Origin of the sequence: Methylophilus luteus (assembly GCF_042676265.1) — a bacterium.
Classification (GTDB): Bacteria; Pseudomonadota; Gammaproteobacteria; order Burkholderiales; family Methylophilaceae; genus Methylophilus; species Methylophilus luteus.
The window spans coordinates 64,416-80,572 of the sequence record NZ_JBHTKB010000002.1; the positions used below are offsets into that span (position 1 = coordinate 64,416).

General features: G+C 50.9%; 19 protein-coding genes. 13 read left to right on the forward strand and 6 right to left on the reverse strand.

All coding sequences use genetic code 11. From position 1 onward, the window contains the following. Window positions 1-8 precede the first annotated feature (8 nt). The 8 genes from queE (at window position 9) to xerD (ending at window position 5,184) form a co-directional block, all read left to right on the forward strand. Window positions 9-650: a 7-carboxy-7-deazaguanine synthase QueE gene (queE, locus tag ACFQ1Z_RS09825; RefSeq protein ID WP_379057300.1), complete on the forward strand. Its 642-nt coding sequence runs from the start codon at window positions 9-11 to the stop codon at window positions 648-650. Beyond that, the gene (queC, locus tag ACFQ1Z_RS09830) at window positions 651-1,364 is read left to right on the forward strand and encodes a 7-cyano-7-deazaguanine synthase QueC (RefSeq protein ID WP_379057301.1); all 714 of its coding nucleotides are present in this window, start codon (window positions 651-653) and stop codon (window positions 1,362-1,364) included. It begins immediately after the preceding gene. 92 nt (window positions 1,365-1,456) lie between these two features. Continuing rightward, window positions 1,457-1,927 carry a 30S ribosomal protein S16 gene (rpsP, locus tag ACFQ1Z_RS09835; RefSeq protein WP_379057302.1) on the forward strand — a complete coding sequence of 157 codons (471 nt, stop codon included), beginning with the start codon at window positions 1,457-1,459 and terminating at the stop codon, window positions 1,925-1,927. A 37-nt stretch (window positions 1,928-1,964) separates the two neighbouring features. Further along, the gene (rimM, locus tag ACFQ1Z_RS09840) at window positions 1,965-2,501 is read left to right on the forward strand and encodes a ribosome maturation factor RimM (protein ID WP_379057303.1); all 537 of its coding nucleotides are present in this window, start codon (window positions 1,965-1,967) and stop codon (window positions 2,499-2,501) included. An 18-nt stretch (window positions 2,502-2,519) separates the two neighbouring features. Further along, a complete protein-coding gene (gene trmD, locus ACFQ1Z_RS09845) occupies window positions 2,520-3,254 on the forward strand; it encodes a tRNA (guanosine(37)-N1)-methyltransferase TrmD (RefSeq protein WP_379058000.1) in 735 nt (244 codons plus the stop codon). A 41-nt stretch (window positions 3,255-3,295) separates the two neighbouring features. Then, window positions 3,296-3,685 (forward strand): 50S ribosomal protein L19, encoded by a 390-nt coding sequence (rplS, locus tag ACFQ1Z_RS09850; RefSeq protein ID WP_379057305.1) that lies wholly within the window; start codon window positions 3,296-3,298, stop codon window positions 3,683-3,685. A 103-nt stretch (window positions 3,686-3,788) separates the two neighbouring features. Beyond that, on the forward strand, window positions 3,789-4,265 hold the full coding sequence (locus ACFQ1Z_RS09855) for a methylated-DNA--[protein]-cysteine S-methyltransferase (protein WP_379057307.1): 477 nt from the start codon (window positions 3,789-3,791) through the stop codon (window positions 4,263-4,265). Between the two features lie 7 nt (window positions 4,266-4,272). Then, a complete protein-coding gene (gene xerD, locus ACFQ1Z_RS09860; protein WP_379057308.1) occupies window positions 4,273-5,184 on the forward strand; it encodes a site-specific tyrosine recombinase XerD in 912 nt (303 codons plus the stop codon). A gap of 904 nt (window positions 5,185-6,088) precedes the next feature. Here xerD and folB read toward each other — a convergent pair. Continuing rightward, window positions 6,089-6,439 (reverse strand): dihydroneopterin aldolase, encoded by a 351-nt coding sequence (gene folB / locus ACFQ1Z_RS09865; protein WP_379057309.1) that lies wholly within the window; start codon window positions 6,437-6,439, stop codon window positions 6,089-6,091. Between the two features lie 114 nt (window positions 6,440-6,553). On the opposite strand from folB, the gene plsY reads away from it, so the two are divergent. Beyond that, the gene (gene plsY / locus ACFQ1Z_RS09870; protein WP_379057311.1) at window positions 6,554-7,171 is read left to right on the forward strand and encodes a glycerol-3-phosphate 1-O-acyltransferase PlsY; all 618 of its coding nucleotides are present in this window, start codon (window positions 6,554-6,556) and stop codon (window positions 7,169-7,171) included. 1 nt (window position 7,172) lies between these two features. On the opposite strand, the gene tsaD is transcribed toward plsY, so the two are convergent. Beyond that, complete coding sequence (gene tsaD / locus ACFQ1Z_RS09875; RefSeq protein ID WP_379057312.1) at window positions 7,173-8,195, reverse strand: tRNA (adenosine(37)-N6)-threonylcarbamoyltransferase complex transferase subunit TsaD; 1,023 nt, start codon at window positions 8,193-8,195, stop codon at window positions 7,173-7,175. Between the two features lie 139 nt (window positions 8,196-8,334). On the opposite strand from tsaD, the gene rpsU reads away from it, so the two are divergent. The 4 genes from rpsU (at window position 8,335) to rpoD (ending at window position 13,029) form a co-directional block, all read left to right on the forward strand. Next, window positions 8,335-8,547, forward strand: a complete 213-nt coding sequence (rpsU, locus tag ACFQ1Z_RS09880; protein WP_055828694.1) for a 30S ribosomal protein S21 — start codon at window positions 8,335-8,337, stop codon at window positions 8,545-8,547. 114 nt (window positions 8,548-8,661) lie between these two features. Next, window positions 8,662-9,105 (forward strand): GatB/YqeY domain-containing protein, encoded by a 444-nt coding sequence (locus ACFQ1Z_RS09885; RefSeq protein WP_379057313.1) that lies wholly within the window; start codon window positions 8,662-8,664, stop codon window positions 9,103-9,105. Between the two features lie 78 nt (window positions 9,106-9,183). Further along, complete coding sequence (gene dnaG / locus ACFQ1Z_RS09890) at window positions 9,184-10,923, forward strand: DNA primase (RefSeq protein ID WP_379057314.1); 1,740 nt, start codon at window positions 9,184-9,186, stop codon at window positions 10,921-10,923. Between the two features lie 159 nt (window positions 10,924-11,082). Continuing rightward, on the forward strand, window positions 11,083-13,029 hold the full coding sequence (rpoD, locus tag ACFQ1Z_RS09895) for an RNA polymerase sigma factor RpoD (protein WP_379057316.1): 1,947 nt from the start codon (window positions 11,083-11,085) through the stop codon (window positions 13,027-13,029). Between the two features lie 621 nt (window positions 13,030-13,650). On the opposite strand, the gene ACFQ1Z_RS09900 is transcribed toward rpoD, so the two are convergent. The 4 genes from ACFQ1Z_RS09900 to ACFQ1Z_RS09915 form a co-directional block, all read right to left on the reverse strand. After that, window positions 13,651-14,052: a hypothetical protein gene (locus ACFQ1Z_RS09900; RefSeq protein WP_379057318.1), complete on the reverse strand. Its 402-nt coding sequence runs from the start codon at window positions 14,050-14,052 to the stop codon at window positions 13,651-13,653. After that, window positions 14,036-14,986: an AAA family ATPase gene (locus ACFQ1Z_RS09905; protein ID WP_379057319.1), complete on the reverse strand. Its 951-nt coding sequence runs from the start codon at window positions 14,984-14,986 to the stop codon at window positions 14,036-14,038. Before ACFQ1Z_RS09905 ends, ACFQ1Z_RS09900 begins: the two co-directional genes overlap by 17 nt. A gap of 353 nt (window positions 14,987-15,339) precedes the next feature. Beyond that, window positions 15,340-15,744, reverse strand: coding sequence for a ProQ/FinO family protein (locus tag ACFQ1Z_RS09910; RefSeq protein ID WP_379057321.1), 405 nt, complete (start codon window positions 15,742-15,744; stop codon window positions 15,340-15,342). A gap of 56 nt (window positions 15,745-15,800) precedes the next feature. Further along, window positions 15,801-16,124 carry a helix-turn-helix domain-containing protein gene (locus ACFQ1Z_RS09915; protein ID WP_379057323.1) on the reverse strand — a complete coding sequence of 108 codons (324 nt, stop codon included), beginning with the start codon at window positions 16,122-16,124 and terminating at the stop codon, window positions 15,801-15,803. Window positions 16,125-16,157: the final 33 nt, after the last annotated feature.

The following is a 16,157-nucleotide window of genomic DNA, read 5'->3' on the forward strand; positions in this document are numbered from 1 at the left end:
CTACTCCCATGACCACACTCAGAATTTTCGAAATCTTTTATTCTCTGCAAGGCGAAAGTTCGCGGGTCGGCTTGCCGACCATCTTTATTCGTCTCACGGGCTGCCCGTTGCGCTGCGTTTATTGCGACACCGAATACGCCTTTAAAGGCGGCGGCAATATGACTGTGGACGAGATCATGCAACAGATCAAACAGTACGGCACACGCTATGTCTGCGTGACCGGTGGCGAGCCGCTGGCGCAAAAAGGCTGTAGTGTGTTGCTCACCAGTTTATGTGACGCCGGCTATCAGGTCTCTCTGGAGACCAGCGGTGCCATGGATCTGACGCCGGTAGATCAGCGGGTAAAAGTGATCATGGACGTGAAAACACCAGGTTCTGGCGAGATGACTAAGAATCGCTGGGAGAACCTGCCACTGCTCAAGGTCGGTGATGAAGTGAAGTGGGTGGTGTGCAGCCGCGAAGACTATGACTGGGCCAGGCAGATGCTGGCGGAAAAACCGTTTCCCAGCAACTGTGATCATTTATTCTCACCCAGTTTTAACCAGGTGAGCGGCGAGACCCTGGCCAGCTGGATCTTGCAGGACCATCTGCCGGTCAGGATGCAACTGCAGTTACACAAGATCTTATGGGGCGAGAAGCAGGGGGTATAAATGGCAGACTTAAATCAACAGCAGAATGCATCCAGCCAAAAACCCAAGGCTGTTATTTTATTGTCCGGCGGGCTGGATTCGACCACCGTGCTGGCGATCGCGCAATCGCAGGGCTACGAGTGTTACTGCCTGAGCCTGGATTACCACCAGCGGCATAATGTAGAGTTGCTGGCTGCCCGGCGTGTCGCCACAGCGCTGGGCGCGGCGGAACATAAGACCGTGCAGCTGGATCTGTCACTGTTTGGCGGCTCTGCGCTGACCGATAATAATATCGCCGTGCCTGAACATGAAACGCCGGGCATCCCTGTCACCTATGTGCCGGCACGCAATACCATTATGCTGTCGTTATCCCTGGCCTGGGCAGAAGTGCTGGCAGCAAACGATATTTTTATCGGAGTGAATGCGCTGGATTACTCCGGTTATCCTGATTGCCGTAGCGAGTACGTAAAAGCCTTTCAGCAAATGGCCAACCTGGCGACCAGGGCGGCAGTGGAAGGCCAGCCTATCACGGTGCATGCGCCACTGATAGATATGACCAAGGCCGATATCATACGCACTGGCCACGCACTGGGTGTGGATTACGGCCTGACGGTATCTTGCTACCAGGCTGATGATACCGGGGCAGCCTGCGGTGTTTGTGATTCCTGCCGCTTCCGTAAAGCAGGTTTCATACAGGCGGGGGTTGCTGACCCGACGCTGTACCGCAGTGCCTGACCGGCTAAGTGAAAAGAACTTGCCACTGCGCTTAATTATCAAGTATAATCCGCGCCTTTCTGCTAAGAATTCATTTTTAAGAGAACAAGATTATGGTCGTTATTCGTTTATCACGCGGTGGTTCTAAGAAGAACCCGTTTTACAGCGTAGTTGTGGCAGATTCCCGCAACCGTCGTGACGGTCGTTTCGTTGAGCGCATCGGTTTTTACAATCCATCAGCGCGTGCTGGTGCAGAAGGCCTGCGTATCAATGAAGAGCGTGCGCAATACTGGATCGGTACTGGCGCTCAGGTGTCTGACACCGTTGCACGTCTGGTCAAGTTCCATGCTAAAGGCGTGGATGGTATGGCTGCTGCTAAAGCTAAAGACGCTGCTAAAGCGGATGCTGCCAAGGCTAAAAAAGAAGCTGAAGTCGCTGCCAAGCTGAAAGCTGAAGCTGACGCCGCTGCTGCAGAAGCCGCTGCCAAGGCGAAAGCTGATGCAGACGCTAAAGCTGAAGCGGATGCTGCAGCCGCCGCAGCTGCTGCTGAAGCACCAGCCGCTGACACACCAGCTGCTGAATAATCTTTCTTACGCCTGAACTCAGATGGCGTTTGAAGATATGGTTGTAATGGGGCGCATTGTCGCCCCATATGGCGTTTATGGGTGGCTGAAAGTCGTGCCCGATACCGAACATCTGGACGGGCTGCTGGATTACCAGGCCTGGTGGATAGGCAAAGCGCCGAACTGGCGTGAATGCACGGTTGAGCAGACCAAGATACACAACGATGTACTGCTGATCAAGCTGGCAGGTGTCGCCGACCGTGATGCCGCATTCAGCTTGAAAGGCCAGCAGATCGCAGTCCCGCGCGCCGCATTGCCAGAACCTGATGAAGGCGAGTATTACTGGTCTGACCTGATAGGCTTAAGTGTCAGTAATGTGCAGGGTGTGGCGTTTGGCAAGATCACCCAGGTGTTTGAAACCGGTGCCAATGACGTGCTGGTAGTGCGTGAAGAACAAGCAAGCAGCGTCAAGGGTAAAGACGGCAGAACGCGTGAGGAATACCGCGAGCGGCTGATTCCTTTTACCAGTGATGCAGTGCCGGATGTGAATATCAAAGCCGGCACCGTGCTGGTTGATTGGGATGCCGATTTTTAAAGGGAAACAGCGCTCATGATGCAGATTGAAGTCATCAGTTTGTTTCCTGAGATGTTTGCAGCACTGACCGAGCATGGCATTACCAGCCGTGCCAGGCAACGCGGTCTGTATCAGTTGAACCTGACCAACCCGCGCCAGTATACGCAGGATGTGCATCACACCGTGGATGACAGGCCGTATGGCGGTGGGCCGGGGATGGTGATGCTGGCAGAGCCACTGGCAGCCGCCATAGGCGACGCCAAGGCCAGGTTGCTGGCAAAAGGGGTCACTCCCTGGGTGATACACCTGTCACCGCGTGGCAAGCCGCTCAGCCATGAAAAGGTGATGGAATTAAAAGATAGTCAGGGGCTGGTGTTGTTGGCCAGCCGCTATGAAGGCGTAGACCAGCGTGTGCTGGATACACTGGTAGATGAAGAGATCTCTATCGGTGATTATGTGTTGAGTGGGGGCGAATTGCCGGCCATGGTGTTACTGGATGCGATCATACGCCAGTTGCCAGGTGCGCTGGGCGATGCCGATTCCGCGCAGGAAGATTCGTTTGTGAATGGCCTGCTCGATTATCCGCACTACACGCGACCGGAAATATTTGAAGGATTAGCGGTGCCACCGGTGTTATTGTCGGGGCACCACGCAAAGATTAGACAATGGCGGTTACAACAATCGCTGTTGCTAACAAGGGCTAAACGCCCGGATTTACTTGCCGCAAGGCAGTTGACGAAGGAAGAGGCTAGGCTACTCAAAGATTTAGAGTAGGAACGAGCTCTTTACAATTAAAAGGAACGAAAGGAAGTAACATGGCAGACATCATCAAAATGTTAGAGCAGGAAGAAATCGCCCGCTTGAACAAAACCATCCCTAGCTTTGCGCCAGGCGACACAGTCATCGTCGGTGTGAACGTGGTTGAAGGTACACGTAAACGTGTGCAGGCTTACGAAGGCGTAGTGATCGCTAAACGTAACAGAGGCCTCAACTCTTCATTTATCGTACGTAAAATCTCTTCAGGTGAAGGCGTAGAGCGTACATTCCAGACTTACTCCCCACAGATCGCTTCTATCGAAGTGAAACGCCGTGGTGACGTGCGTCGCGCCAAGTTGTACTACTTGCGTGAGCGTTCAGGTAAATCTGCACGTATTAAAGAAAAACTGGTTGCGCGCGAGAAAGACATCGCTGCAGACAACAGTTAATTTAAGCGTTGCTGAAAAAACCCTTCTCCGGAAGGGTTTTTTAATGGCTGCAGGTGCCAGATTGCCGGTTGCGCACTGCGCGCGATTACAGTTTAATAGACGCATGAAAAGCCTTGATGATGCGCTTGACGCCCTGATCCCTGCACCGTTCGGTTTTGTCGGTGTGCGTTGTTACGAGGCAGGGCACGAACTCCAGTTCTTGTTACATGCCTTGCCGCTCAAGGCTAATCCTGATCCGCGTGCCCGCGCAATAGCTGAGCAGGTTGCCGCCTATCTGCAAGACCCGCATATGGCCTGGCAAGAGATCACCCCCAATCGCGGTACGCCTTTCCAGCTACGCGTCTGGCAGGCCATGCGCGAGATCCCGGTCGGCGAGACACGCACCTACGGGCAATTGGCTGCCGCTACCCAGTCTGGCCCGCGCGCTGTTGCCAACGCCTGTGGCGCCAATCCCCTGCCATTGTTTAACCCGTGCCACCGTATCGTCGCCAGCAACGGCCTGGGTGGCTTTATGCAAGGCATAGACGGTGGTTTAAACATCAAGCGCTGGCTGTTGGCGCACGAACAAGCTGCCAGGTAAGCAACACATGCGGCAAAACGAGCGTACGGCAGCTGCCAGCTTTCCCGAGATCGATAGTTTTATCGACCAGTTGTGGCTGGAAGACGGGCTATCACCGAACACCCTGGCCAGTTACCGCAATGACCTCAAAGGCTTTGCCGAATGGGCCAGCAAGCAAGCGCCCAGCCTGTGGCAAGTGCAGTCACATCATGTGCAGGCCTATCTGGCGCACCGCTTTCCGCTGGTGAAAGTCAGGAGTATCAACCGCCTGATCGCCACCTTGCGCCGTTTTTACCGCTACGCACTGCTGGCTAATCTGGTGACGCAAGACCCGACGCTGCATATAGAAGCGCCAAAAATGCCCAAGCAGTTACCCAAGACCATGAGCGAGTCACAAGTAGAAGACCTACTGCACGCACCGGATGTGAATACGCCGCTGGGCATGCGTGACCGTGCCATGTTGGAGCTGTTGTATGCGAGTGGTTTGCGTGTTTCCGAGCTGGTGAATATCACCATTGCCGAGGTCAGCACACAAGATGGTGTGGTGCGCGTCACCGGCAAAGGCAGCAAAACCAGACTGGTGCCCATGGGCCAGGAAGCCGCAGAATGGATAGACCGCTATTTGCGCCAGGCCAGGGCAGAGATATTAAAAGGCAGCTTAAGTAACGCGGTGTTCGTTACTAACCGTGGCGACGCCATGACGCGGCATGCGTTTTGGCATCTGATCCAGCGCTATGCGCTGCAGGCGGGCATTGCCCAGCATATCAGCCCGCATGTGCTGCGGCATGCGTTCGCCACGCATTTGCTTAATCATGGTGCCGATCTGCGGGTGGTGCAGATGTTGCTGGGGCATGCGGATATTTCTACGACGCAGATTTATACGCATGTGGCGAGGGAGAGGTTGCAGCAGTTGCATAAGATGCATCATCCGCGGGGGTGAGTGTTTTTTGGTGTTGTTGCGGTTGGGGACTTACAGGCATAAGCTGGATTCAGATAGAGAGCAAATGATGCATTTGCTGTGAAGCTTTAATCGGTATTTCTTTGGGTGGTTCAGTGATCCGTTTGTGTTCTGTTTCAGCCTTTTATTTCGCCCCTCGGCGAGTGCCTTTTCTTTGCGTGCCCAAAGAAAAGGCACCAAAAGAAAGGGCACCCTAGCATCCGCTTGTTTCCTGCGTTGCTCAGCTTAGGACTTTCGTCCGTTGCTTTGCCGGACTTAGGCATAAGCGGTCGCGAAACTCGCCCTAGCGGCCTGCACAGTACGCAGGCCACCGCGGAGCTCAGACAGTCGCTCCCTTCCTCCTTATTTTGACTCCGCTACTCGGCGCGTCAGATAGGGGACCCGGAAAGACACTACGCATTGAGTTCATTGAGACTAATCACATAGAGTTCCGCTCAACCATCGCAACAAAACTAATCAAAAGCAAATCAGAGCGATCGTTGGCGGGTTGGTCTTAGGTTACACAATTGCTAAGCGCCCTCAATGCCCAACCATTTAACTAACGTATCAACGTGGTGGTTTCAAACGGGCCCCTATCTGACGCGCCGAGTAGCGCAGTCAGCGTGGGAGAGGTCGGCCAGCGTCTGTTCGAGTTCCGCGGTGGCTTGCGTTTTGTGCAAGCCGCTAGGGCGAGTTTCGTTGGACGCCCACGTTGACGAGCAACGCAGGAAACAAGCGGAAGCTAGGGTGCATTTCTTTTGGTTACGTTTTCTTTGGGCAAGCAAAGAAAAGTAACTCGCCTAGAGGCGAAATAAAACGTTAAAACAGAACACAGAACTATCCAAAGAAATACCAATGAGAGCTACCCGTAACTGCAACACCTGTTCTTTGCAGTAATCTGCCAAATTTAAACTTGCCGATAAATCGTAATCCCCAACGCTTTCAATCCCGGCAATATCCCCGGCTTGCTGACCTTCAATTGCACACTCTTAGCCTTAAACTCCTGCAAAATCAGCTGGCAAACATGCTCCCCAAGCGCTTCCACAAGTTTAAAACTACGCTCAGCCAGTGTTTCACGGATACGACCCACCACCTGCCCATAATCGATAGTGTCGGCTATCTCATCACTCTGGCACGCCAGGCTGAAGTCATAGCCGATTTCAATATCCAGAATAATGGTTTGTGCTACGGCACGCTCCCACTCGGGTACGCCTAGTTTGGTTTGTACTTTGACTTGTTCCAGAAATATCGTGTCCATCACTATGCGTCCTTGGTTATTTCCGCATGGGCGGGAATACAGTATGATTCGGCATCATACAACATCGCGCAGGGCTGGCACAAAGTCGCTGCGTATCGGTCTGGAGTTTTAAAGATGAACGAATTTGGTTTTGGGTTTGGGGTGGAGTCTATTATTTGGGTGGTCGCCGCCTATTTGATCGGCTCTATCGCTTTTGGCATTATCGTCAGCAAATTGTACCGCTTGCCGGACCCGCGTTCAGTAGGCAGCGGCAATATAGGCGCCACCAATGTAGCACGCAGCGGTAAAAAATCGGCGGCCATCCTCACCTTGCTGGGCGATGTATTTAAAGGTTGGTTGCCAGTCTGGCTGGCATTGCACGCCGGTATGTTGATGGATGTGGTAGCGCTGGTTGGCCTAGCGGTATTTCTGGGGCATTTATACCCGATTTATCACCGGTTCAAAGGGGGCAAAGGGGTGGCCACGGCACTGGGCGTGATGATCGCGTTCTCTGGCTGGCTGGCATTGAGTGTGGTCGCGGTGTGGCTGGCAGTCTTTTTGCTCAGCAGGATTTCTTCATTAGCAGCACTGGTGGCGGCATTGCTGGCCCCGGTGATCGCCTGGCAATTTTTGTCGCCTTACCCGGTGTATGTGGCTGTGGTAGTGGTGATGTCGGCGTTCTTGATCATCCGCCATCAATCCAATATTGAAAAGTTGCTGGCCGGCACCGAAAGCCGTTTCGGTAAAAAGTGACTCAGGCAGGGGCTTTGAGTTCGGCCAGGTCCCAGCGCGGGCGCACGCTAAAGCTGTAATCGGGCGTGCTTTGCTGCATGGCATGCAGGCGCATGGCACCGGCAAATGCGATCATGGCGCCATTGTCGGTGCAGAATTCCAGCCTGGGGTAACTGACAGTTGCGCCGCGCTTTTCCGCCTCGCTGTTCAGGCGCTGGCGCAGGCGTTTGTTAGCGCCCACTCCGCCTGAAACCACCAGTCTTTTAAGTTTGGTCTGCTTGAGTGCTTTCATGCATTTGAGCGCCAGTATCTCGGTGACCGATTCCTGAAACTCCCAGGCGATGTCCTGCACCGTTTCTTGATCAAGTTGTGGCTGGTTATTCACCAGGGTGAGCACTGCCGTTTTCAGGCCGCTAAAGCTGAAATTCAAGTCCGGGCTGTTGAGCATGGGGCGCGGTAGCTGAAAGCGGGGTTTGCCTGATTCTGCCAGCTTTGAGAGTGCCGGGCCGCCCGGGTAGCCCAGTTTCATCAGTTTGGCGGTTTTATCAAACGCTTCACCGGCGGCATCATCCAGGGTGTCGCCCAATAATTCATATTGGCCTATGCCATCTACCCGCATCAGCTGGCTGTGGCCACCAGACACCAGCAATGCCACAAACGGGAAAGCCGGCGGGTTTTCTTCCAGCATGGGGGCGAGTAAATGGCCTTCCAGGTGATGCACGCCTATGGAAGGCACATTCAGGGCGAATGCCAGCGATTGTGCAATGCTGGTACCTACCAGCAACGCCCCGGCCAGTCCTGGCCCCTGGGTATAGGCGATGCCTTCAATGTCCTGCAAGGTCTTGTCTGCCTGGGCCAGCACTTGCTGGGTCAGCGGTAGCGCGCGGCGGATATGGTCGCGCGAAGCGAGTTCGGGCACCACGCCGCCATAAGCGGCGTGCATATCAATCTGTGAGTGCAGCGCGTGCGCCAGTAATCCCCGGCGCGTGTCGTACAAGGCCACGCCGGTTTCGTCACAAGAAGATTCAATGCCCAATACCAACATGAAGAGAGATCCAGAAAATGATTTTTTGCAGAAAGGATTGATAAATCCAAATAAGCGCGATAGAATACGCGGTTTTCAGTGCTGCATCAATCCGCATGCAGCATTAGTCTAACCAATAATTGTAAGGATAGGGATTTACATGACCGCTATTCGTGTGAAAGAGAACGAACCGTTTGACGTTGCATTGCGCCGCTTTAAGCGTTTGATTGAAAAAACAGGTTTGTTGAACGACTTGCGTGCACGCGAGTTCTACGAAAAACCAACTTGGGAACGTAAACGTAAAGCTGCTGCTGCGGTTAAACGTCAGTACCGTCGTCTGCGCAACCAACAGTTGCCGACAAAACTCTACTAATCTGTAGAGTGTGTGTTGCGGTTAACCGGCGATCTGGTTAACCGAATATTGCAAAGGTTGTGGCGTGCCACAACCTTTAGCTATTTATAGTCAGCCTTTTTTGTTGGATACCTTATGAGCTTAAAAGCACAAATCACCGAAGACATGAAAACCGCCATGCGTGCCAAGGAAACAGCCAGGCTGGGCGTGATCCGTCTGTTGCTGGCTGCGATCAAGCAGCGCGAGGTAGATGAGCGTATCGAGCTGGATGATGCGGCTGTGATCACGGCGATCGAGAAGATGCTCAAGCAACGCCGTGACTCTATCGCTGCTTATGAAGGTGCTGACCGCCAGGACCTGGCTGACCAGGAAAAATTCGAAGTGACGGTGCTGCAAGGCTATCTGCCGGCGCAAATGAGCGAAGAAGAGATCAACGCCATCATTGCCAAGGTTGTGGCTGACACCGGTGCTGCTGGTGCCAAGGATATGGGCAAAGTAGTCGGCGCAGTCAAACCGCTGGTGGCTGGTAAAGCGGATATGGCTAAAGTGTCTGGCTTAATCAAGCTTGCTTTAGGCTAGGGCCGCACACTGTGCATCAGACCTGGGGCGCGTTGAGCGCCCTTTGTTTTTTGCCCGGCATAAGCGATACTTGCATTTATGATCCCCGAAAGCTTTATTCAAGAACTGCTTAATCGCGTTGATGTTGTCGAAGTCATCGACAAGGTCGTTCCCCTGAAAAAAGCCGGTGCGAATTATTCAGCCTGCTGCCCTTTCCATAACGAAAAATCACCCAGTTTCACTGTGAGCCCGACCAAGCAGTTTTATCACTGCTTTGGCTGTGGTGCGCATGGTTCAGCCCTGAGTTTTCTGATGGAATATAACGGGCTGAGCTTTATTGAGGCAATCCACGACCTTGCGAAACAGGTCGGCATGATAGTGCCGCAGGAGAAACGTGACCCCGGCCAGCCCGAGGCGCCCAGCAAGGCGGTGATGCTGAGCCTGCAGGAGACCCTGCAGCAGGCAGCAGCGTTTTATAAAGCCGAACTTAAAAAATCGCCGCATGCGATAGCGTATTTAAAAGGGCGTGGCTTAAGCGGGCAAGTGGCAGCCAAGTTCCAGATCGGTTACGCGCCGGCTGGCTGGCAGAACCTGCAAACGATATTCCCCGGTTATGAAGCCGAAGCGCTGGAGATCGCAGGCCTGGTGGTGCAGAACGAGCAGGGGCGGCGCTATGACCGTTTCCGTGACCGCATCATGTTCCCTATCCATAACCAGAAGGGCGAGGTGATAGGCTTTGGTGGCCGCGTGATCAACCCGGAAGATACGCCAAAATACTACAACTCGCCGGAAACACCGTTGTTCCAGAAAGGCCATGAGTTGTATGGCCTGTTTATGGCGCGGCGCGCCATTCGCGACGCCGGCCGCGTGCTGGTGGTTGAAGGCTATATGGACGTGGTGGCGCTGGCACAATACGGTATTGAATATGCGGTGGCAACGTTGGGCACGGCGACCACGCCTTTCCATATTGCCAAACTGATGCGCCAGACCGATGAGATCGTATTCAGTTTTGATGGCGATAAGGCCGGGCGCACGGCGGCCTGGCGCGCAGTGATGAATGCCTTGTCTGCGATCAAGGACGGCTTGAAACTGCGCTTTCTTTTTCTGCCTGCCGAACATGACCCTGACAGTTTTGTGCGCGAGTTTGGCAAACAGGCGTTTGAGGCGGAAATGGATAAAGCCATGCCATTGTCGCAATACATCATCCAGCATCTGAGTGAACATAACCCTATGGCTTCGCAGGAGGATAAAGTGCAGTTTCTCAATGATGCCGAGCCTATCCTCAAGCAGATCCAGGCACCGCGCTTTGCCATGTTGTTGCGCAAAAAAGTCGCGGAGATGACCGGCCTCGGCGAAGGGGAGATGCAGCGCATGCTTAAGCTGCCCAATCCGGCCAAAACGCAACAAAAGGCAGTGCGCTCGCGTTCCAGAACGCCGTCATCGCTGCATTTGCGCATCGCACTGATCTTGCTGATGCGCCCGCAATGGGCCAAGCCTGATCTGCTGGAGCAGATCATGGGCGAGAGCGACGAGGAGAACATGTTGCGGCAAGTGGTCAAAACCGCGATCACGCAGCCGCAGTCGCGGCCGGTCGTGCTGTTGCAAATCATCAGCCCTGCCATTTCACAAGTGTTGAGTAATCAATTACATAGAGAATTGTCATTACTGGATGAAAGCTTGGACTTCACACTTGAATTTGAGGGGGCTTGTACCCAATTATCCGATATGGCGCTGGCAGCACGTGATAAATCGCTGCTTGGCAAACTCACAGAAAAACCGTTTTCTACACTCTCGGACGCTGAACGGGAGTCGTTACGTCAGTTAACCAGTAAGCGCTAGCCTGTTTTTTCCAAATACCCACAAAAAGCGTCATGGGTATGCTTAAAGAAAATGTAAAAATCAGGTAAAATGTAGGGTTTCCCGTAATGTTATAGCGAGTGGCGTGTCAGTAGATATGGTCGGCGCTCGACAACAATCATTTTAGAGGTGGAATCGGCCATGGCCAGACCAAAAGCAGATAAAAGTTTAGACAAAGAACTCGGAATCAAAGAAGTCGAATCCCCTAAAGATCCCGCCACCCAGGCCATGGACGCCGAGGCGCGCCGTACCCGTCTTAAAACCCTGATTGTTCTGGGTAAAGAGCGTGGCTACCTCACCTACGCCGAAATCAATGACCACCTGCCGGATGATGTACAAGATTCCGAGCAGATCGAGAGCATTATCGGCATGATCAATGACATGGGTATCCAGGTCTACGAAGAAGCGCCAGATGCCGAAGTCCTGCTTATGTCTGACGCACCGCCAGCTGTCACCGATGAAGATGCCGCGGAAGAAGCTGAACAAGCCCTGGCAACCGTAGATTCAGAATTTGGCCGTACTACTGACCCGGTGCGTATGTATATGCGCGAAATGGGTACCGTAGACTTGCTGACCCGTGAAGGCGAGATCGAGATCGCCAAGCGTATCGAAGACGGTCTCAAGCACATGGTGCATGCGATCGCCGCCTGTCCGACCACCATCGCCCAGCTGCTGGAGATGGTTGATAAAGTCGAAAAAGACGAAATGAGCGTCGACGAGCTGGTGGATGGCCTGATCGATAGCGATCTGGGCCTGGATGACGCCCTGGCTGCGGTAGAAGCCGAAGAAGAAGAGGGTGAAGAAGAGGAAGAAGAAGACGAGGAAGATGATGAAGCTAAAGCTTCTTCCATGTCTGCCGAGTTGCTGGCAAAACTGAAAGAAGAAGTGCTCAACCGCTTCTCGGTGATCCGTGCCACCAATGCCAGAATGAACGACATCCGTGCCGAGAAAGGCACCCAGAACGACGAATATAAAACCCTGCACCAGCAAGTGCTGGATGAACTGACCACCTTCCGTTTCTCGGCCAAACAGGTTGAAGCCTTGTGCGACCAGGTGCGTAACATGGTTGAAGAAGTGCGTACGCACGAACGTAAGATCATGGAATTCTGTGTAGACCGCGCCGGTATGCCGCGTCAGCAATTCATCAAGAGCTTCGTCGGCAACGAGATCAACCTCAACTGGCTGGATGGCGAGCTGGCAGGCAACCCTGCTTATACCGAGCGTCTGTCACGTTTCAGGCACTCTATCCTTGATCAGCAAGAACGTCTGCAAAACCTGCAGGTGCGTGTAGGCTTGCCTATCAAAGAGCTGCGCGATATCAACAAGCAAATGACCACAGGCGAAGCCCGTGCCCGCCGTGCCAAGCGCGAAATGATCGAAGCCAACTTGCGACTGGTGATCTCTATCGCCAAAAAATACACCAACCGTGGTCTGCAGTTCCTCGACCTGATCCAGGAAGGCAACATCGGCCTGATGAAAGCCGTGGATAAATTTGAATACCGCCGTGGTTACAAATTCTCCACCTATGCAACATGGTGGATACGCCAGGCGATCACGCGTTCTATCGCTGACCAGGCACGTACCATCCGTATCCCGGTGCACATGATAGAAACCATCAACAAGATGAACCGTATCAGCCGCCAGATCCTGCAAGAAACTGGTCTGGAACCTGATCCGGCGACACTGGCTGAAAAAATGGAGATGCCGGAAGAAAAAATCCGCAAGATCCTCAAGATCAGCAAAGAGCCAATCTCGATGGAAACACCGATCGGTGACGATGAAGACTCCCATTTGGGCGACTTTATCGAAGACAACACCACGCTGGCCCCTATGGACGCTGCCGTATACGCCAGCCTGCGTGACGCGACCAGTGAAGTACTTGAATCACTGACCCCGCGCGAAGCCAAAGTACTGCGCATGCGCTTTGGTATCGAAATGAACACCGACCACACATTAGAAGAAGTGGGCAAACAGTTTGACGTGACCCGTGAACGTATCCGCCAGATAGAAGCAAAAGCTCTGCGCAAGCTGCGTCACCCAACTCGCTCAGAACGTTTGCGCAGTTTCTTAGAAAACGGCCAAGATTAGTTTATAATCACACCCTTTCCGGCCCCTTAGCTCATGCTTGGTTAGAGCACCTCTTCCCCCCTACCATTTACCACAAATGGAACGGAGTTAGAGAACATAAGGGGTTTGAAGGTGGTAAGTTACCGCTTTTATGTAATCGATTTACCAGAACCGGTAAATCAAAAGAAGTTATAATGTTTTGATATTTAGATTGCTCTAATAGTTAATAAAAGCAATCTAATAAGATTTACGGCCCCTTAGCTCATGCTTGGTTAGAGCAGCGGACTCATAGAGAAATTTGTGCCATATACTTGGAAACTGTATATGGGATGGTGTCAAATTCGGTGAAACCTGACGGCAGAAATGCACAAGGCAATGCCGAGCGAAGCTTCGAATAGAAATATTTGTTGAACGTGTAGAGACTAGACGGCACCCACCTAAAGCGAAAGCCATGGTGAAGGCATAGTCCAGGGAGATAGGAAACTATCACAAACCAGAATCCGTTGGTGCTGTGTTCGACTCACAGAGGGGCCACCAAATAAAAAAGACTCAAGGAATTTTCCTTGAGTCTTTTTTATTTATTGCATCATCATCTGTGTTCAAGGTTCACATGGCAAAAGCAATATCATTGTTATCATGGATTTATCTAAACTTATCCAGCCAAGTACCTGTCGGTTCCCGCATAACAGCGGCATCTGAGCACGATGCGCAATATTTTCTCTCATTAGGCGGCTTGATATCTCCGCAGTGGGCACATTGTCGTTTTGAATTGTATTTGGCAGTCATAACTGAAGTGTAAATTTGCTTAGCTCTTGTGGTGCTCCTCATATGCACATCAATTTCCAGAAAGCCATTTTCGTCTTTAACCTCAAGAAGTACGATCGGATATCTTCCAACACACTCAATAAATACTTCAAAAATATTCGACCAACCGCGTTGAAACGAACATTCAGATGAGGCCAAAATTACCTTTTTTGCTTTGCACAGTTCAACCGCAAACTCCTGAGCATCAAAGGTATCGTTAGATTTATAAGAAGCCGACACGACGTTGCTCCTTTTCAACTCTAGGCAGATCGCTTGAAATCAGCTCTGATCGATCATTAAATAAAGCACTCATGATTGCCTCATCGAGCGCTAGACGCACTTCTCTAGGTGATAAGTTCACAAGTTGATTTTTACATTCCGAATTCAAAACAGGCGCAATCAGTTCTCCAAGGTCAGAATGACTTCTCAACGTTGAATAGATACTATCAATGACACCAAGCATTTCTTGGGGGGTGGGCTGTTTGATCACAAACTGTTTAAACCTGGAAAGGATTGGTCCATGAATCATTTCGTACTCATTTGCAGTCGCAATCCAGATTACATTTCTGACATCCACATCAAGAGGGATGGACTCATCCCTGAATCTCCTTGCGGAATGCGGCTCAAGCAACGAATAAAATGGAGTGATTGGATCGTATCTGAGACCCTTACCAGCTTTATCTAGCTCATCAATTAAGATGAAAGGGTTAGCCACTGGGGATTCAGCGATCGATTTAATAATGAACCCTGGACGGCCGTCGCCCCACTGCGTGTCACTTCCTGACAACGCAAAATTGGCAGTGGCTGTTGCAAGAGAGAATTCGAAGTATGGCAATGCTAAGAGTTTGGCCAATTCGCTTGCGAAGTAAGTTTTACCTAATCCAGCTTCTCCCAACAACAGGACGGGGCATGCCTGGAATGGTCGCTTTAATTTCTTAGAAACAATTACCTGGATTTGATAGTAGGTAATGACTTCTTTGAACTGGGGAAAAGCGATCTTGAGTAGCTCAAAATCAATATCGGTTGTGATTGATCTGAGAGGTCGCTCAGGATGCCAGAGGTTTAATAAGACCTCTGCAAACCGGGATTGGAATTCACTACCTTTTTTATCGAGGGAATGTACGAATTTAACTAAGAGGTCTTTATTGACTAGGTTTACTGTTTTTTCTGACACGGCAACTCCAATTCGTTGCCATGAGAGGCAACAAGTTAATTAAATGTGATGTTTGGAGTGCGCATGCGTATTCGTGAAATTAAATAGCTAGAATGAAAATATGAAGTTAAGAACAACTTACGAGCGGCAGAAGTCAAACTCTGACTCAACTGAGCGAGTTCGATTTTAATACTGTAAGGGGGACTTGAAATGCCATTCATTCTTAAATGGTGGCACACATTATGGAGGTTGGCAAGCGGTTTTGCTTGGAAACTAATTTGTAACTCACTGTTATTAAATAACTATTTAATATTTATGAGTTGAATTATATATACCAAATATCCAATTAAAAACTAGTGAATTTAATCAGAATTTCAATCTTTATTAATGGATTTTTTATATAGTGCATTTGCATGAGCTGCTTCTTGCGATTGAACTTCTCCTGCCGGTTTTCCATCGAGATCAATTCTTGGAGTTCCAACCTTAACGCTTGTCCAATATCTTCTAGTGGAGCACCAAGTATGCAAAGCAGTTTTCAATCTATCTGCAGAAAACCCTATCTCTTTAGATATTACAACTAGATCATCTAGTGTGCCCACTTTTAAAGGGACTTTAGGTAATGGACTCTTAGGGAATGCTATCGGAAATAACTTTTGTAGCCGCGCAATATCTTTTAATACAGGATCAACATTGATACTGGTCTTGATGGCTTTAAGCGCTGTAGCTCTAGCTTCTTTGGCTAGTGACTGCTTGAGTTGTTCGAGTTGTTCAAATCCCATTTTTACTCTGCGTAAATTTCAAATTATTAAATCTAACTGTGATGATTTTGCTTGAATTAAACCTTATCAGTAGATTTTTTTCTCATCTCATCTGGATGAAATGTACTAACCTTAAACACCTCTCGTTCGGATCTAATATCAGATATCAGATCTTCAAATGAGGTATTAGCGTTCAGAATCAAATAAGTTTCGATCATCAAAGAAACTGGATTCACATCAAGCACCTCAGCTATCTCAAAAAGTTTATCTACAGTAGGCGTGTACTTCCCTTTTGTTAAGCATTGAACGTATGTACGTCTAGTACCGAAATCTGCAAATGAGAGTTCTTTACTTTCCTTAGCCGCGGTCAACGCAGCCCCGAATGCTTTTCTTGTATCCATACGAACTCCATGTGAAGTTCGAATTATAAGCTA